This window comes from Skermania sp. ID1734 (genome assembly GCF_007489285.1).
Classification (GTDB): Bacteria; Actinomycetota; Actinomycetes; order Mycobacteriales; family Mycobacteriaceae; genus ID1734.
Window position 1 is genome coordinate 70,564 of the sequence record NZ_VLIY01000004.1, and the last position, 21,639, is coordinate 92,202.

Genomic DNA, 21,639 nt, shown 5'->3' on the forward strand with positions numbered 1-21,639 from the left:
GAGCCACGTAGGCGTCCGCACCCGCCGTCCCCTGCCCCCGTGCGTGTTTCTTCACCGCGGGCGGTGAAGAAACACGCACGGGGGGCGGGGGTGGCACGATAAACGACCGTGAGCACCACCAGGCCCAGTCGCGTCCGCATCCTGCCGGAACGCGCATCGGTGTCTCAGCTGGAGCTGTATTTCGACCTCGTTTTCGTCTATGCCATCACCCAGGTCACCGACCTGCTCGGCGAACAAACCACCGCGAAGAACGTGCTGCGAGCCGTGCTGGTGCTATCGGTCCTGTGGTGGGCGTGGGTCGGCTATGCCTGGCTCGGCAACGTGGTGCGCGCCGACGAGGGAATCGTGCGAATAGCGATGTTCGCGGCGACGGCCGCCGCTTTCATCACGGCGTTGACCATCCCGGAGGCCTTCGACGACCTGCCCGGCGGGCTGTCGGGTCCGGTGGTGTTCGCGCTCGGCTACTTCTGCATCCGGGCAATTCACATCGCCATGTTCTGGCTGATCAGCGGCTCCGACGCGCAGCTACGCCGGCAGGTGATCCGCTGGGTGCCGTCCGTGGTGATCGGCACGGTCGTGCTGCTCATCGCGTCGCAAACCTCCGGCTGGGTGCAAACCCTGCTGTGGGCGCTCGCGCTGGTGGGCGACTACCTGGGCACCCTGTTCGCCGGCGAGGGCTGGCGGTTGCGCTCTCCGGGTCATTTCGCGGAGCGGCACGGACTGATGGTCATCGTGGCGATCGGCGAGTCCATCGTGTCGATCGGTGTGGGCGTGGCCCATCTGCCGATCTCCTGGCCGATCATCGTCGCGTCCCTGTTAGGTCTGACCGTGTCGGGACTGATGTGGTGGGCCTACTTCGACACGGCCTCGCTGGCGATCGAGCAGGAACTCGGCAGCGCGGAGGGCCAGCGGCAGATCAAGCTGGCCCGCAACGTCTACAGCTTTGGGCATCTACCCATGATCATCGGCATTGTCGGGGTGTCACTCGGCTTGGCGGACGTGCTGAATTACGTCGGCAACGCGCACCTGCACAGCCTCACCGACGCGCTGTACGGGATTCCGTTGTTCTGCCTGTACGGCGGCGTTGCGCTCTACCTCGCCGCGCTCGTGTTCACCAAGTGGTATGCCACCGGGGCGGTGGGCACCAATCGCATCGCCGCGATCGTGGCGATTCTCGTGTTGATTCCGCTGGCTGCCGCGCTGCCGGCGATGGCCGGGCTCGGCATCCTGACCGCCATTTTGACGATCCTCATCGCCCACGAAACCGTCCGCTACGACGCGACGCGTGCCGAAATCCGGGGCCAGCGGGATTAACGGCGCGGCCTGCCGATCTTCGCGTCGATGCGGTGGATGCGCAGATCGTCGGCCGGGATGGCGAAGTCCTCGACGATCTTGACCGTCGTCAGCCGTCGGCCGAACAGTCCCGCGTCGAGCAGATACACGGTGCGCACCACATCGCCGTCCACCCGTGTCTGCAGATCGCGGACACCGAGGATCACCCGGTACTGCGGGCCGCGAGAAAGGCTGCGCCGCAGATGCTTCCCGGACCGACCGGTCTTCACGCCCATTTCGTATCGCACCGCATCGGCCGCGAACGGGACGGAGTCGCCGTCATGCGAAACCAGGGCATCGATGTACGCGCGGGCGACGGCAACCTGACCCGCCATCACACCGACTTCGTCTTCGAAATGTCCATCGGCGCAGCCGGTCCTTCCTCGTGGTACCTGCCGCTCACCGCGGCGCGGATTTGATCAACGTTCTCACGGATCATGTCGGAGATGAGTTCGTCGGTGCGCGGGTCGGCGAGCACCTGGAACGTGATCCGGAACGTCGTGTCCGCGATCAAGTGCACCAGATCGCCGTGAAAAGGCAAGTACCGCAGCCGCTTCGTGGTCGGATCCTTGAGGATCATCTCCAGCATCATGTCGTTTAGTTCACTGCGATTCTCATCCAGCGCCGCCGCGATATTGCGCGTGTAGTGCCCGGTCTTGAGGACGTCGGTGACCTCGTCGAGCATCGCCACGGTGATCGGGCGCTTGATCGTTTCCACGATCGTCTTGGTGAACCGGGTGACCAGCGCCGCCGTAATGCGCTCGCCATACACTCGGTCGGCCACCCGGCCGAGCCGGGCGAGCACCACGACAACGCGGATGAGCCGGAACCCGCGAAAAATCGGGCTCGACACCGGAATCATTCCGATGATGTCGTACCAGTAGGCAAACGGATAGTTCCATTTCCAGCGCGCTTTTCGCCAGCGCCACAGAAACTCCAGCGCGAAGATGCCGCAAACCACGTAGTCGATATGGAAGATGAGCCGCTCGGTGTCGGGCGCGACATTCCAGAACGTGATCCACAGCAGGTAGCCGACGGAGACAACCGCCAACAGCAGCATGAACCAATCGACCACCCGGACCGGCGGCCCGGAGGGGTAGCTGCGGTGGTACTGGATGGCGCTGGCTGCATTCATGGCTCGACTCCCGCTCCCTCCGGTCCTCGCGACTTCGTCGCTGCGATCCTCACGAGCGCTCGCCTTCGCGGTTCATGGCTCGACTCCCGCTCCCTCCGGTCCTCGCGACTTCGTCGCTGCGATCCTCACGAGCGCTCGCCTTCGCGGTTCATGGCTCGCCCTCAGCCTCCGGAGCGGATGATCGCCGCGATATTTCGCTCGGCCAGCGCGGTAATCGTCAGCGATGGGTTCGCGGTCGCCGTGCTGCCCGGAATCGCCGCACCGTCCATCACATACAGCCCGCGGTAACCGTGCACGCGGCCGTACCCGTCGGTGGCGCGGCCGAGTACGGCACCGCCGAGCGGATGCGCCGTAAACGAGGCGTTCGCGTTGTAACCGATGGCGTTGTACTCCACCAGCGATCCACCCCGTTCGGCGATCTTGTGGTTGAGTTCGCTGGCCACCTGATAGGCCGCGGCGTTGCCGTTCTCCGGCCACACCAGCCCGGCCCGCCCGGACGCGGGATCGAAGCGGAATTCGCCGCGAGTCGGATCCAGCACCAGCCCGAGCGAAGCGATGGCACCCACGTCGACGGGAATCCCGGGCACGTACCAACTTTCCAGTGTGGTCGGCAGCCCGCGGTCGTCGTAGATCCGGCTGGCGCACGGCACGCCCTGCCCGGTGCCAGCCAACGCGCTCTCCCCGCGCGCCAGCGCAACGTCGCCGTTGGTGCCCCAGCCCTTGCCGATGTGTTCGTTGAGTTGCGGCAGCGCGCCGGTAGCCTGCGCACGCACCAGCAGTTCGGTGGTGCCCACCGAACCTGCCCCGAGGAAGAGTTTGTCGGCGGTGAGGGTGCGCCGCGCCACCACGTCACCGGGTGGCGAGAGCTTGCTGATGTCAATGGTGAACCGCTTGCCGTCCCAGCCGATGGCGTCCACCTGATGACCGGGGTAGATCCCCGCCTTGCCGGTGGCTTCGGCCCACGGCAGATAGTTCTGGTTCAGGTCGAACTTGGCGCCGTTTGAGTTGCCCAGGTTGCTGCGCGCCGCGGTTGCCGACGGCCGAGTGGTGCCGGCCAATTCGCCGCGGATGGTGTCCCACTTGAAGATCGAATCGGTCGCGACAGGCTGGTAGCCCGCCTTGCGGACCTGCTCGTCCCAGATCCGGGAGTGCGAAAACGGCGCCGATCCGTAGATGTCGGGCGGCATCGTGGACAGGCGCAGCATCTGCTTGGCCAGCGGGTAGTACCTGCTGGTCAGCTCGCCGTAGTCCACGACACCGCCGAAAACGTGGTCGAACAATTGGCGGGGCGGAATCACCATGGCCCCGGTGAACACGATCGAGCCACCCCCGACCGCAGCGCCGCGCCAGACGTCGAGGTTGGGATAGGAGGTGCAGTCGAGCACCCCGCCGAAGCTCTCGAAGTACTTCGTTACCTTGGTGACGCCGGTGAAGCTGGTGCGGTGCCAGAAACCGCGGCCGTCCGGCAGATCGTCGCCAGTGAAGATTTCCCGCCACGGATCATTGGGCCAGCGCGAACCACGCTCGAGCACGGTGGTCTGAATACCTGCCTGCGCCAACCTCAGTGCGGAGACCGCGCCGCCGAATCCGGACCCGATAACCAGCGCTTCGCTGTGCTGCGGCGGGTCGGGTAGCGGGGCGAAAATTTCGGGGACCCAAGACCGAAACGCCAGCGACCACGGCCCGTCTGCGCGGGCAGGTGGTGGGGTGGCGCCTACGCCAAACGCCGCAGCGCCGACGGCCACTGCGGCTCCGGTGAGAAATCGTCGTCTGTCCATGTCCCCTGTTACGTCGCTGTCGATGCGGTGAGTGTTGCAAGCCGGAAGCCAAAACGCTGCCGGAATGTTATGCACGCTAATCTATGCATGAAGTGGGCAATCGGGGTGATTCTTTGGTGCAATCGCAGACGCATGTAGACTCGGGCGCGTGCAGCGGGCGCTTCTCCTCGATTGCCGCGGCGGGGTCTGATTCAGACCGGCTTCCCGTCGCGGAGTCTTGTCGCGCCGGTCGAATCCGTCTGAGAACCGATCGAACCGGAGAATCACATGTCCCCCGCAGACGCCTTCACCGCTAACCCCCGCACCATCACGCCACCGAGCAAACCTGCACCAGCCGACCAGCCGGCGTGGAACATGCAGAAGAACTCGTCGTTGCCGACGTTTCGCTACCGGCCTTTCGCCGAGGAGGTCGAGCAGATTTCGCTGCCCGCCCGCACTTGGCCCGATCGTGTCATCGACCGCGCCCCGGGCTGGTGTGCTGTCGACCTGCGCGACGGTAATCAGGCCCTGATCGACCCGATGAGCCCCGCGCGCAAGCGCCGGATGTTCGACCTGCTGGTCCGCATGGGCTACAAGGAAATAGAGGTCGGATTCCCGTCGGCGAGCCAGACCGACTACTCGTTCGTCCGGGAAATCATCGAAGACAACGCCATTCCCGACGATGTCACCATTCAGGTGCTCACCCAGTGCCGCCCGGAGTTGATCGAGCGCACCTTCCAGGCGTGCGAGGGCGCGCCACAGGTGATCGTGCACTTCTACAACTCGACGTCGATCCTGCAGCGGCGCGTGGTGTTCAAGGCCGGCAAGGACGTGGTCAAGAAGATTGCCACCGAGGCCGCCCTGCAGTGCCTGGCCGAGGAGACGAAGTACCCGGACACCAACTGGCGTTACGAGTACTCACCCGAGTCCTACACCGGCACCGAACTGTCCTACGCGCTCGACGTATGCAACGCAGTGTCGGAGATCATCGCACCGACGCCCGAGAAGCCGCTGATCATCAACCTGCCGGCGACCGTGGAGATGACCACGCCGAACGTCTACGCCGACTCGATCGAATGGATGAGTCGCAACCTGGAGCGGCGGGACTCGATCGTGCTGTCGCTGCATCCGCACAACGACCGCGGCACCGCGGTCGCGGCGGCCGAACTGGGCTACCAGGCCGGCGCCGACCGTATCGAGGGCTGTCTGTTCGGCAACGGCGAGCGCACCGGCAACGTCTGCCTGGTCACGCTCGGCATGAACCTGTTCTCCCGCGGCGTGGATCCGCAGATCGACTTCTCCGATATCGATGAGATCCGGCGCACGGTCGAGTACTGCAACCAACTGCCCGTGCACGAGCGCCACCCCTACGGCGGCGACCTGGTCTACACCGCGTTCTCCGGGAGCCACCAGGACGCGATCAACAAGGGCTTCGACGTCATGAAGTCCGACGCCGACAACGCCGGCTCGCACATCGACGACCTGGTTTGGCAGGTGCCGTATCTGCCGATCGACCCGAAGGACGTCGGCCGCAACTACGAGGCGGTCATTCGGGTGAACTCCCAGTCCGGCAAGGGCGGCGTCGCCTACATCATGAAGACCGACCACGGGCTGGCACTGCCGCGCCGGCTGCAGATCGAGTTCTCCCAGGTCATCCAGCGGATAACCGATGGCGAGGGCGGTGAGGTCAGCGCCAAGGACATGTGGGATGTGTTCGCACAGGAGTACCTGTCGCCGATCACCCCGCTCGAGCGCATCCGGCAGAAGGTCACGGCGTCCGAAACCGACGGCGGGGTCGACACCATCGATGCGGCCGTCAAATTGAACGGTGTCGAGCATGAGATTCAGGGCACCGGCGACGGCCCGCTGTCGGCGTTCGTGGACGCGCTGCATTCGATCGACATCGACGTTCGGGTGCTCGACTACTCCGAGCACGCCATGCGGTCGGGCGTCGATGCCCAGGCTGCCGCGTACGTCGAATGCGCGATTGGCGACAAGGTCGTCTGGGGCGTCGGCATCGCGCAGTCGATCACCACGGCGTCGCTGCGTGCGGTGGTGTCGGCGGTGAACCGGGCCAGCTGAGGGACTTCCGCACAAAACTGAAACGTGTTCCAATTGGGCGGTGGCAGATGTCTTCGAAACCGCCCAATTGGGGTCGCTCACGCTTCGCAACCGCGTCATCAAGGCGGCTACCTTCGAGGGCCGTACCCCCGACGCGTTAGCCACCCCTGAACTCGCCGATTTCCACGCCGGCTTCGCCGCGGGCGGCGTCGGCATGACCACGGTGGCGTACTGCGCGGTCAGCCCGGAGGGCCGCACCGACCGGCACCAGATCTGGATGCGGCCCGAGTCGGTACCGGGACTGCGCAAGGTCACCGACGCGGTGCACGCGCACGGCGCGGCGATTTCGGCGCAGATCGGGCACGCCGGTCCGGTGGCGAACGCCGCCTCGAACGGCCTGCCGGCACTGGGGCCGCGCAGGTTCTTCAACCCGCTGGGCATGCGGTTCACCCGCAACCCAACCGTGGAGCAGTTGCGTGACGTCGTCGCCGCGCATGCGAATGCCGCCCGACTGGCCGAAGAGTCCGGATTCGACGCAGTGGAAATCCATTTCGGTCACAACTACCTGGTGAGCTCATTCCTGAGCCCGCTACTGAACCGCCGTAAGGACGGCTATGGCGGTTCGCTGGCAAACCGGGCGCGGTTAGCTCGCGAGACAGCCCAAGCGGTGCGCGAGGCCGTCGGCGGCCGGCTCGCGATTACCGCGAAGCTCAACATGAACGACGGTGTGCGCGGCGGCTTTTCGATGCCCGAAAGCCTCACCGTCGCCGAGTGGCTGCAGGCCGACGGCACCCTCGATGCGCTCGAACTGACTGCTGGCAGCTCGCTGCTCAACCCGATGTACCTGTTCACCGGCGGGGCGCCACGCCGCGAGTTCGCGGCCGCGCAGCCCGCCCTGCTGCGCTGGGGGATGCGGGTCGGCGGCCGGGGCTTTCTGCGGGAATACCCGTATCGAGAGGCGTACCTACTGGATCAGGCCCGCAAGTTCCGGAAGCGACTGTCGATGCCGCTGATCCTGTTGGGTGGGATCACCGAAAAATCGACCATGGACCTGGCCATGTCGGAAGGATTCGAGTTCGTCGCGATCGCTCGGGCGTTGTTGGCCGAACCGGATCTGGTGCGGCGCCTCGAGCGCGAGCCGAGCAGGCGGTCGATCTGCGACCACTCCAACCGGTGCATGCCGACGATCTACTCACGCACGCACTGCGTGCTGACGCAGCAGTGAGATCACAGGAAGCTTCCGCCGCCGTTGACCGCCACCGTCTGGCCGGTGAGGAAACCGTTGCCGATCATCATCAAGACCGCCTGACCGATCTCCTCTGGTGTGCCGATGCGGCCGACCGGGAGTCGGTCCGCGACACCGGATTCCTTCAGCGGCACAGCCATTTCCGTGTCGATGAGTCCAGGTGCGACGGCGTTGACCGTGATCCCGTCGGCGGCCAGGCGCGCGGCGTAGCCGCGGGTGAGTCCCTCCAGCCCCGCCTTCGACGCGTTGTAATGCACGCCGATGCCCCCTGCGCCGCGAGCCGCCACGGACGAGACGTTCACAATCCGCCCCCATCCGCGCTGCCGCATCCCGGAGATGACTGCCTGAGTGCACAGAAACGCAGACTTCAGATTGACTGCCAGTGTCTGGTCGAAGTCCTCCTCGGTGAGGTCGTCCACACCGCGGATGGTGGCGATACCGGCGTTGTTTACCAGCACGTCGACCGGACCGAGCTCGGATTCGACTCGCTCGACCATCGCTTCCACCTCGGCCCGCATGGACACATCGGCACGCACAGCCAGCGCAGTGCCCCCGGCTCGTTCGATCTCCGCCACCGTCGCGGCCGCATGTTCCTGCCGACTGCGGTAGTTCACGGCCACCGCCGCACCAGCGCGAGCCAGTGTCTGCGCGATACCGCGCCCGATGCCCCGGGACCCACCGGTGACCAGAGCGACACGGCCGACGAGCACGCGTTCATCCATGACAGCGAACATAACCGCTGGCGTGCCCGTTGCTGCGATACTGCCGCAGCACGCGGTCGGCACGCCGGACGAATCCCTTAATACACTGCACCAATGCGCACCCGACGAAAACGCTCGCCCATCACCGGCCGTGGGAGGGTCGCGTTGCGCGCCGCCCGTGCGGCGTCGTGGGCATCGCGGAAAGCCGGGCGCGGCAACGGTTCGATGATCGGCGGGCTGATCGCCCTCAAGATTGACAAGTCGATCATGAGCCAACTAGGCAGCACGCGCCGCACCGTGGTCGTGACCGGCACCAACGGCAAATCCACCACCACCCGAATGACTGCCGCCGCTCTGGCCACCCTCGACGAGGTAGCCACCCAGGCCGATGGCGCCAACATGGACGCCGGCATCGTCGCCGCGCTCACCGCCAACCAGCACGCGCCGCTGGCCGCGCTGGAGGTCGATGAACTGCACGTCCCGCACGTGTGTGACGCCGTGAATCCGGCGGCCGTGGTGCTGCTGAACCTGAGCCGCGACCAACTCGACCGCGTCGGCGAGATCAACATGATCGAACGCCGGCTGCGCGAGGGACTGGCCCGGCACCCCGAGGCGGTGGTGATCGCGAACTGCGACGACGTGCTGATGAGCTCGGCCGCCTACGACGCGCCGAACGTGGTCTGGGTCGCCGCCGGCAGCGGCTGGGCGATCGACGCGACCAGTTGCCCCCGCAGCGGCGAGCCGATCGCCTGGGAGGGCGAGCACTGGCGCAGTACCGGAACCGACTTCGCCCGCCCGACCCCGGACTGGTGGCTGGACGAGGAAAACCTGTACGGACCCGGCGGCATCAAGCTGCCGCTGCGGCTGGCACTGCCTGGTAAGGCGAACCGCGGCAACGCCGCTCAGGCCGTCGCTGCGGCCGTCGCGCTCGGCGCCGATCCGGCCGCGGCCGTGCAGGCCGCCAGCACGGTCCGCGAGGTCGCCGGCCGGTACAGCACTGTCCAGTTAGGTCAGCGGTCGGTTCGAATGCTGCTCGCGAAGAACCCCGCCGGCTGGCAGGAAGCGCTGTCCATGATCGATTCGTCCGCGGATGGACTGGTCATCGCGGTGAACGGGCAGGTTCCCGACGGTGAGGACCTGTCGTGGCTGTGGGATGTGCGCTTCGAGCATTTCGAAGGCATCCAGGTGGTCGCCGCCGGCGAGCGTGCCACCGATCTCGGCGTCCGGCTCACCTATGCCGGAGTCGAGCACACCACCATCGCGGACCCGCTGCGGGCGATCGAGTCGTGCCCGCCGGGGCGGGTCGAGGTGCTGGCGAACTACACGGCATTTCGGGATTTGAACCGGGCGCTGGAGGCGCGATGAGCGACAAACTGCAAATCGGTCTCGTCTTGCCCGACGTCATGGGTACCTACGGCGACGGCGGTAACGCGCTGGTGCTGCGTCAGCGGTTACGGATGCGTGGCTACGACGCCGACGTCATCGAAATCACGCTGGCCGAGCCGGTGCCGGATTCGCTGGATATTTACACCCTCGGCGGGGCCGAAGACTATGCGCAACGCCTGGCCACCCGGCACCTGCAGCGTTACCCCGGCCTGCAACGTGCCGCCGAGCGCGGCGCGCCGGTGCTGGCGATCTGCGCAGCCATTCAAGTGCTCGGCAACTGGTACGAGACATCGGCCGGCGAACGCGTCGACGGAGTCGGCATGCTCGACGTCACCACCTCTCCGCAGTCTACCCGTTCGATCGGCGAGGTCCTCACCACTCCCCTGGTCGACGGACTGCACGCACCTCTGACCGGCTTCGAAAACCACCGCGGCGGAACAACTCTCGGCACCTCGGCGACGCCGTTGGGACGAGTCACCAGCGGTGTAGGCAACGGCGTCGGCGATGGTTTCGAGGGGGCGGCACAAGGCTCGGTGATCGGCACCTACATGCACGGCCCGGCGTTGGCACGCAACCCGGAGCTTGCGGACCTGTTGATTGCGCGGGCGCTCGGCGTGACCGAACTCCCACCTCTCGACTTGCCAGAGGTAGAACAGTTGCGCAAGGAACGGTTGGCCGCGGGGCGTCGCTGAACAGTTACCCAACTGCAGCCATAACGATGCACTGAATAGATTCAAATCGCCGCTGGCGGCCGAAATTCTAGTATGAACACTAGAAAACTGAGCCAGTTGCTATTTCTGATCGGTTTGGTGCTCGCAGCCACGGTTCTGACCGGCATCCGACCCGCCGCCGCAGCGCCGATCGACTACGGCAACGGCTGCACTCTCTATCCCGACAACCGCGCGGCGACCCTGGACTCCCTGCGATTCCGCTGCTCGTGGGCACAACAGGACGCCATTTACCGAAACTCCGCACCGGGCGCGGTCCCGCACGGAGTGAAACTCGGGTGGGTCGTGCGTCCCCCCGGGATGCCGCTGCTCGCCTCCGGAATCTGGATGGGCAAGACCTTTTACACCGGCGACAACGGCGGTTACCTGCGCAACCGACTGACCGGCGCGCAGTTGGAGGCGTGGCAGGCCAATGTGTATCTGGGTCCGTCGACTTTCGACGGTAAGCCCGCGTGGATCCTGGATTACACGCCCTCCCCGACCCCGCCGCTACACGACGAGATTCGCGAGATCACCCCGGGCGTGTGGTACGGCTTCTCCTGGTGGCACGGCATCTTCCAGCAGCCGCAGCTGCTGACCTTCGCCCTCGCCTGACAACTAGAGCTTGCGTCGACCGGACAGTGTTCGCTGGTCCGGTCAGAGCTTGCGTCGACCGGACAGTGCCCGGCCGAGGGTGAGCTCGTCGGCAAACTCCAGGTCACCGCCCATCGGCAGGCCCGACGCGAGCCGGGTAACGGTCAACCCGGGGAAATCCCGCAGCATCCGCACCAGGTAGGTCGCCGTTGCCTCGCCCTCGGTGTTCGGATCAGTCGCGATGATGACCTCGGTGACATCCACGCCGTCGTCCTGGTTGCCGATTCGCTTGAGCAACTCCCGGATCCGCAACTGATCCGGGCCGATGCCGCTGAGCGGATCGAGCGCGCCACCAAGGACGTGATAGCGCCCGCGGAATTCCCTTGTGCGCTCGATGGCTTGCACGTCCTTCGGTTCTTCCACCACGCAGATCATCGTGGCGTCGCGGCGCGGATCAGCGCAGATGCGGCACATCTCCTTGTCCGAAACCGTTCCGCAGACCACGCAAAACTGCACACCGTCGCGCACCTTCTGCAGCGCGGCCTGCAAACGGTCGATGTCGGGTGGCTCTACCGACAGCAGGTGAAACGCGATGCGCTGGGCGCTCTTGGGCCCGATGCCCGGCAGTTTGCCCAGCTCGTCGATCAGATCCTGAACCGGACCTTCGTACACTCGAGACCTCTAGAAGCCGGGCAGGGCCCCGCCGCCGAACGCTCCGGCCAGCGGTCCAAGCTTTTGTTCCGCAACGTTTTGCGCTTGCGCCGTTGCGTCGGCGATCGCGCCGATCACCAGGTCCTGCAGTGTTTCCACGTCGTCCGGATCGACCACCTTGGGATCGATGTGCAGCGACACCAGTTCACCGGTGCCACGCACGGTCGCGCGGACCAGTCCGCCGCCTGCCTGCCCGGTGACCTCAGTTTCGGCGATCTGCGCTTGCGCAGCCATCAGCTGCTGCTGCATCTGCTGGGCCTGCGCCAAAATCTGCTGCATATCGGGCTGTCCACCGGGTTGCACGACGTGTTCTCCTTAGCTTCGGCGCTCCTGAGGTCAGCGTAGACGTTCATCGAGACGGGGCCGGTGTTAGCCATCACAAATGGTCACATTTCCGACACCGCGTACGATAGCCCGAATATGAACGACACCAGTAAGCAAAAAGCGGGGCGGCGCTGGTGGCGAACCCGTACGGCTACTTGGGTAGCCGCCATCCTCGGCATCCTCTTCGGAGTGATCCTGGTGCCGGTCGGGACCGCAACCGCCAGCCCGGTCTGCCAGCTGTATCCGGGCAACCCCGCGGCCACGATCGACGCCCTCCGATTCGCCTGCAGCACCGAGCAGACCACGCAGTTCTACCTCGACGCGGCACCCGGCCCGCTGCCGCAGGGTCACACAAACGGCTGGGTGGTCTATCCCAAGGAGACCGCGCAGATCGCCCCCGGCATCTGGACCGGCAAGAACTTCTATGGCGGCGGCTTCCTGCAGAACCGGCTCACTGGCGCCAACATCGAAGGCTGGCCCGCGCACGCCTACATCGGCACGTCGATGATCGACGGCAAGCCCACCTGGATCCTCGACTACAGCCAATCCCCAACCCCTCGGGTGGTCGATGAAATCCGGGAGATCACCCCAGGGGTCTGGTTCGGCTATTCGTTCGTGCGCACGCCGTTCGGGCTGCTGGGATTACTTTCGTTCGTGCTGGCCTAACCAGCGGTCACGCGACTTCGCGGCGCAGGTTGTCAAGCAACTGGGACTGAATCTTCTTGAGTCCCAAGGGCGCGAATATGCGCTCGAAGAAGCCACCGACGCCACCGGCACCCTGCCACTCGGTGGTGGTGGTCACCAACGATCCGGCCCCGCTCGGCTCGACGGTCCAGCGGGTCACCAGCGACGAGTTCGCGTCCCGCTCGGTGATCGTGTGACCGGCGACCGTGACGGTTGCCTTGATGTCGCGGGAACGCTTCGACGTTGCCTGCAGGGTCCACTGCGCCACCGTGCCGTCGCCGACGCCTCCGGATAGCACCCGGTAGTCACGGAAGTGGTCGGTGAGGATCCGCGGCCGGACGGTCTGGTAGTCCGACAGCGCCGCAAGAACCTGATCGGGCTTCACTTCGATGACCGCACTGCTGGTAGCGCTTACCTGGCCCACAGTCCTTACTCCTTCGTCGAGTCCGTCCGCTACGGCCCTGTGCGTGATTTTTCACCGCGGGCGGTGAAAAATCACGCACAGGCCACTTGAAGCCATCATGCCCGTCCGCGAAAGCCCGGCAACATTTGCATGACGTTTCGTCACGACGGCACCTCGCGGTGGCCGCCCGAAATGCGCCGCGCTAGCGTCGTTGTTGTGGCTGTGTCTCTGAACGGGGTACTGGGGCGTGCGCTTGCCCCACGGGAGTCTGGTTTCGCGGCGCATCAGGTCGGCGTCGACCGGCTACTTGCGAGCTATCGCGCCATCCCAATCGACGCGAATGTCCGGCTCGCGAAGAAAACGTCCAATCTGTTTCGCGCGCGGGCGAAGTCGGATGCGCCCGGCCTCGACGTCTCGGGGCTGACCGGCGTCATCGCAGTCGATGCAGACGCGAAAACCGCCGACGTCGCGGGCATGTGCACATACGAGGACCTGGTTGCGGCCACGCTGCCCTACGGTCTGGCGCCGCTGGTGGTGCCACAACTGAAAACGATCACACTCGGCGGCGCCGTCACCGGCCTCGGTATTGAATCCAGTTCGTTCCGCAACGGTTTGCCGCACGAATCGGTGCTGGAAATCGATGTCCTCACCGGCGCCGGCGAAATTGTCACTGCAACGCCAACCAACGAACACGCCGAGCTGTTTCGCGGCTTTCCGAATTCTTACGGCACGCTTGGGTATTCGACACGACTGAAGATCGAGCTGGAGTCGGTGCCGCCCTTCGTCGCCCTGCGCCACCTGCGATTCAACGATGTGCGCGAACTCGAAACCACGATGGATCGCATTGTGGCCCAGCGCTCGCACGCGGGCGAGCGAGTGGACTACCTCGACGGTGTTGTATTCAGCGCAACCGAGGCATATCTGACACTCGGCCGGCAAACCGACGAACCCGGCCCAGTCAGCGATTACACCGGAATGGACATCTACTACCGGTCCATCCAAGAGCGCGAGACCGACCGCCTCACCATTCACGATTACCTGTGGCGCTGGGACACCGACTGGTTCTGGTGCTCCCGAGCGTTCGGTGCGCAACATCCGCAAATTCGGCGGGTATGGCCGAAGCCCTTGCGGCGCAGCAGCTTCTACTGGAAGCTCATCGCACTCGACCACCGCTACGGCATCGCCGATTTCATCGAGGCGCGCAAGGGCAACCCGCCGCGGGAACGCGTGGTGCAGGACATCGAAGTGCCGATCGAACGCACCGCCGATTTCCTCGACTGGTTCCTGCGCGAGATTCCGATCGAACCGATCTGGTTGTGTCCCCTGCGGTTACGTGATCCGGCGCCGGTTCCGGGGCCGCGACCGTGGCCGCTGTATCCGCTCGAACCCGGCCGCACCTACGTCAACATCGGCTTCTGGTCCTCGGTGCCCGTCCAACCAGGCGCACCAACCGGCGCGGCGAACCGCGCCATCGAACGCGAGGTCAGTGCACTCGACGGACACAAGTCGCTGTACTCGGACGCCTTCTACGACGCCGACGAATTCGCCGCCCTCTACGGCGGCGAACACTATGACGCCCTCAAACGCACGTACGACCCATCCTCTCGTTTGCTCGATCTGTATGCGAAGGCGGTGCAACGCAAATGACCACGTTCAAAGAGCCCTCGTTGAAATCGGACGGAACAGTCGGGAAACTGACCCTCGCCGAGATCCTCGACACGGTCGCCGGCAGCGAACTCCCGCTGCACTTTTCCGCGTATGACGGCAGCAGCACCGGACCAGCCGATGCCCCGTACGGCCTGCGCCTCAAAACGCCCCGCGGTGCAACCTATTTGGCGACCGCACCCGGCGACCTCGGAATGGCGCGGGCCTACGTATCGGGTGATCTCGAAGCCGTTGGCGTGCATCCGGGCGACCCCTATGAAGTGTTGAAGCTCATGGACGAGGGGCTGAATTTCCGTCGCCCCTCGGCCAAGGAGCTTGCCGCCATCACCCGGTCACTCGGCTGGGACGTGTTGCGCCCCATCGCCCCGCCGCCGCAGGAAGCCATGCCGCGCTGGCGTCGAATCGCGGAAGGCCTGCGGCACTCCAAGACCCGTGACGCCGACGCGATTCATCACCATTACGACGTCTCCAACACCTTCTACGAGTACGTACTCGGTCCGTCGATGACCTACACCTGCGCCTGCTACGACCACCCGAACCAGACGCTCGAAGAGGCCCAGGAAAACAAGTACCGCCTGGTGTTCGACAAGCTGCGTCTCTCGGCAGGTGACCGTTTGCTCGACATCGGCTGCGGCTGGGGCTCGATGGTGCGCTACGCGGCGCGGCGCGGCGTGCATGTCATCGGTGCCACGCTGTCGCGCGAACAGGCCGAATGGGCGCAGAAAGCCATTGCGGACGAGGGCCTTTCGGGACTTGCTGAGGTACGTCACTCCGACTACCGCGACATTCCCGAGTCCGACTTCGACGCCGTGTCGTCCATCGGTCTCACCGAACACATTGGCGTGGCGAACTATCCGGCCTACTTCGGCTGGGTCAAGTCGAAGCTCCGCGACGGCGGGCTGTTCCTCAACCACTGCATCACCCGCCCGGACAACACGCAAAGCAGCAAGGCGGGCGACTTCATCGACCGCTACGTCTTCCCGGACGGCGAGCTGATCGGTTCGGGCAGGATCATCAGCGACATTCAGAACATCGGCCTCGAGGTGCGCCACGAGGAGAACCTGCGCGAACACTACGCGCTGACACTTGCGGAATGGTGCAAGAACCTGGTGGCGAACTGGGACGCGTGCGTCGCAGAGGTCGGCGAGGGCACCGCGAAGGTGTGGGGCCTGTACATGGCGGGCTCGCGGCTGGGCTTCGAACGCAACGGCGTTCAGTTGCACCAGGTTCTGGCGGTCAAGGTCGGCCCCGACGGCAACGCCGGCCTGCCGCTGCGACCGTGGTGGACGGCCTAGGGCTCGATTCCGGCGTCGCGCAACACTTGCACCCAACCGACCTGGGTGCAGGTTGCGACGACGTGTCGCAGGACTTCCTGCGCCTGTTCGGTCTGCCCCGCAGCCAGCAGGCATTCGCCGAGTAGCAGCTGAGCCGTGAGATGGGCACGCGGGCGCACCCGCCCAGACGTCCGGTACGTCAGCCGTTGCGCCCGGTGCACGGCGCTGTCCACCTCGCCGCTGCCGAGAAGCTGACGGATGGTGGCTATTTCGACGATCTCGGCGGTCAGCAATGCCGTGCCTTTGGATGCGCCGAGCTCGGCGGCAGGCAGGTCGGCGGGTAGGCCCAACCGTAGTTGCTCGTGTGCCACGTGTGCGGCCAGTCGAGGTAGCGCGTGTTTCTGCGCGAACTGCGCTCCGGCCGTCAAACGAGCAGCGGCAGCATCGGTTTCGCCGCGCGCCGTCTCTATCCGGGCTCCGGTGGCGAACATCGCGGCCAACAGATCGACCGGTCCAACCTCGGGCTCGGGGCGATGGCCGGCGTCGATCAACTCTGCGGCCGAGTCGATTTCGCCACGCAGGTACTTCGACTCAGCCACCATGGCAGCCGCGAGCCGAAACGCATGCGAATGCGGGCCACCTCGGGCCCGAGCAAACTCGAGGGCGTGATCGAATGCCTCGTCTGCGGCCGCGATGTCGAGTTGCTCGCGGGCGGCCACGCCGGCGTAGCAGAAGCCATAGACGCCACCGAGCGGGTCGGCGACCGCCTCGTGATACTTGGTGGCCCTGCGCTGCAGCGAACGGGCACCGGCGAAGTCGAACTCGCAGATGCGCGCAAACGACGTGACATCAGCGGCCACCGAAGCGGCCCACGGCGCAACGTCGTCGGGGCGCGCCAGGCATTCCGCGGCCAGCTCCGCCACGCCATCGGACTCGTCCGACACCACCAGATCAGCAGCACGCAAAACATCCGCTTCCGCCTTCTGGATCTGCGTCTGCGGGTCGCTTGCCGACCCACGCGACAGCACGTTGCCCAGCAAACCCAGAGCCGAGCGGGCTGCGCCGGTTTGTTGCAGGTTGACGTTCGCGCGCGCCAGCGCGGTCAACAACTTGCTCCGCGAAGCAACCTGCTGCACAGGAAGTTTCGAAACCATACCGAGCAGCGTGGACATCTTCGACGTCTCGATCAGGTCCATCCCGCCCGACTCGATGAGATCCATCGCCGTCTTCAGATCGGCCGCGGCGATAGCGTGGTCGACGGCCTCACGCAGCATCTGGTGCTCGGCGAACCACCGCGACGCCTTCATGTGCAGAGTGCGTCGGCGTCCCGGGTGTTCGCGGTCGAGGCGACGGCGCAGAAACTCCGCAAACAACAGCTGGAAGCGGAACCACTCGGGATCCTCGGTAGTGCGGTGCAGGAACAGGTCTCGCCGTTGCACTTCGGCCAACAGCGCTCCGCCGTCATCCGCGTCGGACAAGGCGGTGGCGAGGCTGGCGTTGACCCGGTCGACCACCGAGATGTCCATCAGAAACTCGACTATCTCGGGTTCGAGTGTATCCAAGACGTCTTCGGCAAGGTATTCCCCGATGGCCTCGTGACCACTGGAGATCTCGGCTACCAGCCGCTCTGGGTCGGCACCGCCGCGTAGCGACAAGGCGATGAGCTGCATTGCCGCCGGCCACCCCTCGGTCGCCCGGTATATCTCCCCCACCTGCATGTAGGTGAGTTCGAAATGATTGCTGTCCAGCAGGTATTCCTTGGCTTCTTCGGCAGTGAACCGCAGTGCGCCGGCATCGATTTCGACGAGTTCGTCTTGCACCCGCATTCGGCTGAGGCCACGGGTTGCCTGCTCGCGGCTGGTGAGCACCAGCCGTAGATGGTGGCAACCACTGTCCAAGAGGAAGTCCATTGCGTCACGCGCGGCTTTGTCACTGACGCGATGCCAGTCATCGACGACCACGACCACTGGTTCACCGCTGTTATGCAGTTGATCGATGAGCTCGGACAGGACGTACCTGGCAGCGTCGTCGGCGTTTTCCTCCAGAGCCTGTTCGAGGCCTTCACCGATATCGGGACGCACCCGACGAATTGCCTCGATGAGGTGGGCAATGAACCAGAGACCGACGTTGTCGTCGCGGTCAATGCCCAGCCAGGCAACAGCCACGCCGTCTGCACTGAGTTCGTTGCGCCATTGGGCGGCCAACGTACTTTTTCCGAAACCCGCTGGTGCATGAATGACGATGAGCCGCTTACTCTTTCCTGCCCGCAATGTGTCGAGCAGCCGCGAACGCACCAGTGGCGCGCGCGACGGCGTCGGCGGTCGGAACTTGGTGGCAGCGGTGGGCGGCAGCGTGTGCACCCGGGTGGAGGCCACCGTTTGCGAGGTGGTTCGCGTCGCCACCCCCGGCGGCTGGCCGCCGGCCGTCGCCACTGCCGGCGGCCGTGGGGTGGCCACGGTTTCATCGGGTTCCAGCAAAGCCATCTCATCGGCCACGAATCCGTGCGCGCGTTGTGCCTCTTGCAGCATCGCGCCGAACGCGGCCGCAGATTGCGGACGGTCCGCGGGATCGCTCGCCATCGCCGCTTCGATCGCTGCCGCGACGTCGGCCGGGATGTCTTGCTTTCGCAGGTCGGGAATGGGCTCGGTGGTGATTCGGAGGAATTGCGCCACCACCTTCTCCCCCGACTGTCGTTCGAACGCGGCATGACCGGTGAGCAGGGCAAACAGCGTGGCCCCGAGTCCGTAGATGTCAGACGCGACCGTCGGCTCTGCGCCCTTGAGGACCTCGGGCGCAGTGTATGCGGGCGATCCGGTGATCATGCTGGAAGAAGTCTCGAAACCGCCCGGCACACGGGCGATACCGAAGTCGGTCAGTTGCGGTTCCCCGTAGCCGGTGAGCAAGACGTTGCCCGGCTTCACGTCACGGTGCAGGATGCCGAGGCGGTGGGCGCTCTCGATCGCGCCGCACAGTTTGACCCCGACGCGCAGCGTCGCTGCCCACCCGAGCGGGCCATGGTCGCGCACCAGCGCCTCGAGCGAGCCACGCTGATGAAACGGCATGACAATGAACGGGCGTCCGGTCAGCGTGGTGTCGACCTGCAAGATGTCGACGATGTTGGGATGGCCGGAAAGCCGCCCCATCGCGTTCTCTTCCCGCAAGAATCGCTCGCGGTTCTCGGCATCGAGGTTGGCGGAGAGAACCTTTACGGCAACCTGGCGGCCGAGCGCCGTCTGCTCCGCGCGATACACCACGCCGAACCCGCCGCGACCGATCTCGGTCACGTTCTCCAGACCGAAGGCCTCCAGTTCGTCAGCGAGGCTCAGGCGCAGATCGTGCTGGGTGGCGTCCGGCTCCGAACGGGATTCCGCGTGGGGTTCGTGTTCGGCCATGGCATCACCACCTCACCTACTCGCCAGAATAGTCCGCGGACGAAAGCGTAACCGCATCAAGAACGTCGGCCCGCTCAACCGTGACGGTCAAGCGGGCCGACGTTTTCTGGCAGGTGTGCGCTTAGCTCTTCAGCGACGCCGGCGGGGTGAAGCGATCGCCGTACTTTGCGGCCAACTCCTCGGCGCGGGCGACGAACGCCGCCTGACCGCCCGGGTAGCCGACGATGAACTGGTGCACTCCACCGGTCCAGGCCGGGTAGCCGATGCCGAAGATCGAGCCGATGTTCGCATCAGCGGTCGAGGTGAGAACGCCTTCGTCGAAGCACTTCTGGGTCTCGATGGCCTCGGCGAACAGCATCCGGTCGATCAGATCCTGGAACGGAACCGCGTCGTTGGTGCTGGTCTGGAACTTCTCCCGCAGGCCCGGCCACAGACCGGTCCGCTTGCCGTCCTCGTCGTACTCGTAGAAGCCTGCCTTCTCCAAGCGGCCCGGACGACCGGATTCGACCATGAAGTCGATGACATCCTGCGCCGGGTGCCGCTCGCGGCCCATGGTGGTGTCGCCCGCGGCCGCTGCGTCGGCGGTCTCCTTGGCGATCTTCTGCATGAGCTTCATGTTCAGCTCGTCCGACAGCTGCAGCGGCGCCGCCGGGTAGCCGGCCTGCAGGCCCGCCTGCTCGATCGTCTGCGGGTCGACGCCTTCGGTCAGGAACGCGATCGCCTCGTTGACGAAGGTGCCGATCACCCGGGAGGTGAAGAAGCCGCGGCTGTCGTTCACCACGATCGGGGTCTTGCGGATGGCCAGGGTGTAGTCGAACACCCGGGCCAGCGCCTCGTCGGAGGTCTTCTCACCACGGATGATCTCCACGAGCGGCATCTTGTCGACCGGGGAGAAGAAGTGGATGCCGATGAAGTCGTCCTGACGCTTCACGCCGGTCGCCAGACCGGTGATGGGCAGCGTCGAGGTGTTGGAACCGAGCAGCGCATCCGGCTCGACGATGTCCTCGATCTCCTGGAACACCTTGTGCTTGAGTTCGGTGTTCTCGAAGACCGCCTCGATCACGAAGTCGACGCCCTTGAAGTCGGCGGCATCCGCGGTCGGGTGGATGCGGTCGAGCAGCGCCTTCGACTTCTCCTCGGTGGTGCGGCCGCGCGAAAGCGCCTTGGCCTCGAGCTTCTCCGAGTAGTTCTTGCCGCGCTCGGCAGCCTCGATGGTGACGTCCTTGAGAACCACGTCATAGCCGGCCTTGGCGGAGACGTAGGCGATGCCCGCGCCCATCATGCCGGCGCCGAGAACACCGACCTTCTTGATCTCGCGCTTGGGCACGTCTTTTGGACGCGAACCACCGTTGTTGATGGCCTGCAGGTCGAAGAAGAACGCCTGAATCATGTTCTTCGCGACCGGGCCGGTCAGCAGGTGCACGAAGTAGCGGGACTCGATCAGCGACGCGTTGTCGATGTCCACCTGCGCGCCCTCGATGGCGGCCGACATGATGGCCCGCGCCTGCGGCATGTTGGTGCCCTTGAGCTGCTTGCGCAGGTTGGCCGGGAACGCCGGCAGGTTCGCGGCGAAAGCCGGCGAGCTCGGGGCGCCGCCCGGAATCTTGAAGCCCTTGACGTCCCAGGGCTGCACGCCCTTGTCCGGGTTGGCCTTGATCCACGCCTTGGCGGCCGGGATCAGCTCTTCGACCGAACCGACGAGTTCGTTGATGAGACCGATCTCCTTGGCCTTGGCCGGCTTGTTGCGCTGGCCCTGCAGCAGCACGCCCATGAGCGCGCCCTGGATGCCGAGCATGCGGACCGTGCGGATTACGCCGCCGCCCGCGGGGAGGAGGCCGAGGGTGGCCTCGGGCAGGCCGATCTGCGAGCCGGGTACATCCGCAGCGATGCGGTAATGACAGGCCAGCGCGATCTCCAGTCCGCCGCCGAGAGCCGCGCCGTTGATGGCTGCGACCACCGGCTTGCCGAGCTGCTCGAGACGGCGCAGCGCACCCTTGATCTCGCCCAGCTCGTTCATGAGGGCCTCGGCGTCGTCCGGGCCCACCTTCATCATGTTCTTCAGGTCGCCGCCGGCGAAGAAGGTCTTCTTCGCGGAGGTCAGGACCACACCGGTGATGTTGTCCTTCTCGGCCTCGAGCCGGTCGACGGTCGCCGACATCGACTTCTTGTACAGGTCGTTCATGGTGTTGGCGCCCTGGTTCGGGTCGTCCATCGTCAGCGTGACGATGCCGTCCGCGTCCTGCTCCCAACCGATCATGTTGTCAGTC

At 65.5% G+C, this 21,639-nt stretch carries 18 protein-coding genes; 9 read left to right on the plus strand and 9 right to left on the minus strand.

Annotated elements, in window-relative coordinates; genetic code table 11:
* Positions 1 to 108: 108 nt before the first annotated feature.
* A complete protein-coding gene (locus FOS14_RS06220; RefSeq protein WP_255450108.1) occupies positions 109 to 1,314 on the plus strand; it encodes a low temperature requirement protein A in 1,206 nt (401 codons plus the stop codon).
* On the opposite strand, the gene FOS14_RS06225 is transcribed toward FOS14_RS06220, so the two are convergent.
* From FOS14_RS06225 to FOS14_RS06235, 3 genes are all read right to left on the minus strand, one after another.
* On the minus strand, positions 1,311 to 1,667 hold the full coding sequence (locus FOS14_RS06225) for a hypothetical protein (protein ID WP_143769426.1): 357 nt from the start codon (positions 1,665 to 1,667) through the stop codon (positions 1,311 to 1,313). The two genes, FOS14_RS06220 and FOS14_RS06225, sit on opposite strands and share 4 nt — an antisense overlap.
* Complete coding sequence (locus FOS14_RS06230) at positions 1,667 to 2,467, minus strand: ion transporter (protein WP_185981638.1); 801 nt, start codon at positions 2,465 to 2,467, stop codon at positions 1,667 to 1,669. The genes FOS14_RS06225 and FOS14_RS06230 overlap by 1 nt, the downstream gene beginning before the upstream one ends.
* A gap of 161 nt (positions 2,468 to 2,628) precedes the next feature.
* Positions 2,629 to 4,245, minus strand: coding sequence for a GMC oxidoreductase (locus tag FOS14_RS06235; RefSeq protein ID WP_143769427.1), 1,617 nt, complete (start codon positions 4,243 to 4,245; stop codon positions 2,629 to 2,631).
* Between the two features lie 267 nt (positions 4,246 to 4,512).
* On the opposite strand from FOS14_RS06235, the gene leuA reads away from it, so the two are divergent.
* Both leuA and FOS14_RS06245 read left to right on the plus strand, forming a co-directional pair.
* Positions 4,513 to 6,306 carry a 2-isopropylmalate synthase gene (leuA, locus tag FOS14_RS06240; protein ID WP_143769428.1) on the plus strand — a complete coding sequence of 598 codons (1,794 nt, stop codon included), beginning with the start codon at positions 4,513 to 4,515 and terminating at the stop codon, positions 6,304 to 6,306.
* A 40-nt stretch (positions 6,307 to 6,346) separates the two neighbouring features.
* Positions 6,347 to 7,510 (plus strand): NADH:flavin oxidoreductase, encoded by a 1,164-nt coding sequence (locus FOS14_RS06245; protein WP_143769429.1) that lies wholly within the window; start codon positions 6,347 to 6,349, stop codon positions 7,508 to 7,510.
* A gap of 2 nt (positions 7,511 to 7,512) precedes the next feature.
* Here the strand turns inward: FOS14_RS06245 and FOS14_RS06250 are convergent, their stop codons facing one another.
* Positions 7,513 to 8,253, minus strand: coding sequence for an SDR family NAD(P)-dependent oxidoreductase (locus tag FOS14_RS06250; RefSeq protein WP_185981639.1), 741 nt, complete (start codon positions 8,251 to 8,253; stop codon positions 7,513 to 7,515).
* Positions 8,254 to 8,346: 93 nt separating this feature from the next.
* Between FOS14_RS06250 and FOS14_RS06255 the strand changes: the two genes are divergently transcribed.
* From FOS14_RS06255 to FOS14_RS06265, 3 genes are all read left to right on the plus strand, one after another.
* Positions 8,347 to 9,597, plus strand: coding sequence for a Mur ligase family protein (locus FOS14_RS06255; protein WP_143769431.1), 1,251 nt, complete (start codon positions 8,347 to 8,349; stop codon positions 9,595 to 9,597).
* Positions 9,594 to 10,310: a type 1 glutamine amidotransferase gene (locus FOS14_RS06260; RefSeq protein ID WP_143769432.1), complete on the plus strand. Its 717-nt coding sequence runs from the start codon at positions 9,594 to 9,596 to the stop codon at positions 10,308 to 10,310. The genes FOS14_RS06255 and FOS14_RS06260 overlap by 4 nt, the downstream gene beginning before the upstream one ends.
* A 72-nt stretch (positions 10,311 to 10,382) precedes the next feature.
* Positions 10,383 to 10,940: a hypothetical protein gene (locus tag FOS14_RS06265; RefSeq protein ID WP_143769433.1), complete on the plus strand. Its 558-nt coding sequence runs from the start codon at positions 10,383 to 10,385 to the stop codon at positions 10,938 to 10,940.
* Positions 10,941 to 10,982: 42 nt separating this feature from the next.
* Here the strand turns inward: FOS14_RS06265 and recR are convergent, their stop codons facing one another.
* Together recR and FOS14_RS06275 are read right to left on the minus strand one after the other, a co-directional pair.
* Positions 10,983 to 11,591 carry a recombination mediator RecR gene (gene recR, locus FOS14_RS06270; protein WP_143769434.1) on the minus strand — a complete coding sequence of 203 codons (609 nt, stop codon included), beginning with the start codon at positions 11,589 to 11,591 and terminating at the stop codon, positions 10,983 to 10,985.
* Between the two features lie 9 nt (positions 11,592 to 11,600).
* Complete coding sequence (locus FOS14_RS06275) at positions 11,601 to 11,933, minus strand: YbaB/EbfC family nucleoid-associated protein (RefSeq protein WP_143769435.1); 333 nt, start codon at positions 11,931 to 11,933, stop codon at positions 11,601 to 11,603.
* Positions 11,934 to 12,050: 117 nt separating this feature from the next.
* Here FOS14_RS06275 and FOS14_RS06280 point away from each other — a divergent pair, with 117 nt between their 5' ends.
* Positions 12,051 to 12,620, plus strand: a complete 570-nt coding sequence (locus FOS14_RS06280; protein WP_255450109.1) for a hypothetical protein — start codon at positions 12,051 to 12,053, stop codon at positions 12,618 to 12,620.
* Positions 12,621 to 12,627: 7 nt separating this feature from the next.
* Here FOS14_RS06280 and FOS14_RS06285 read toward each other — a convergent pair whose 3' ends face one another.
* The gene (locus tag FOS14_RS06285; protein WP_143769436.1) at positions 12,628 to 13,062 is read right to left on the minus strand and encodes an SRPBCC family protein; all 435 of its coding nucleotides are present in this window, start codon (positions 13,060 to 13,062) and stop codon (positions 12,628 to 12,630) included.
* Positions 13,063 to 13,263: 201 nt separating this feature from the next.
* Between FOS14_RS06285 and FOS14_RS06290 the strand changes: the two genes are divergently transcribed.
* Complete coding sequence (locus FOS14_RS06290) at positions 13,264 to 14,688, plus strand: FAD-binding oxidoreductase (protein WP_255450139.1); 1,425 nt, start codon at positions 13,264 to 13,266, stop codon at positions 14,686 to 14,688.
* The gene (locus tag FOS14_RS06295) at positions 14,685 to 16,001 is read left to right on the plus strand and encodes a class I SAM-dependent methyltransferase (protein ID WP_143769437.1); all 1,317 of its coding nucleotides are present in this window, start codon (positions 14,685 to 14,687) and stop codon (positions 15,999 to 16,001) included. Before FOS14_RS06290 ends, FOS14_RS06295 begins: the two co-directional genes overlap by 4 nt.
* Here the strand turns inward: FOS14_RS06295 and FOS14_RS06300 are convergent.
* Together FOS14_RS06300 and FOS14_RS06305 are read right to left on the minus strand one after the other, a co-directional pair.
* Complete coding sequence (locus FOS14_RS06300; protein ID WP_143769438.1) at positions 15,998 to 19,372, minus strand: serine/threonine-protein kinase; 3,375 nt, start codon at positions 19,370 to 19,372, stop codon at positions 15,998 to 16,000. The two genes, FOS14_RS06295 and FOS14_RS06300, sit on opposite strands and share 4 nt — an antisense overlap.
* 121 nt (positions 19,373 to 19,493) lie before the next feature.
* Complete coding sequence (locus tag FOS14_RS06305; protein WP_143769624.1) at positions 19,494 to 21,629, minus strand: 3-hydroxyacyl-CoA dehydrogenase NAD-binding domain-containing protein; 2,136 nt, start codon at positions 21,627 to 21,629, stop codon at positions 19,494 to 19,496.
* Positions 21,630 to 21,639 lie beyond the last annotated feature (10 nt).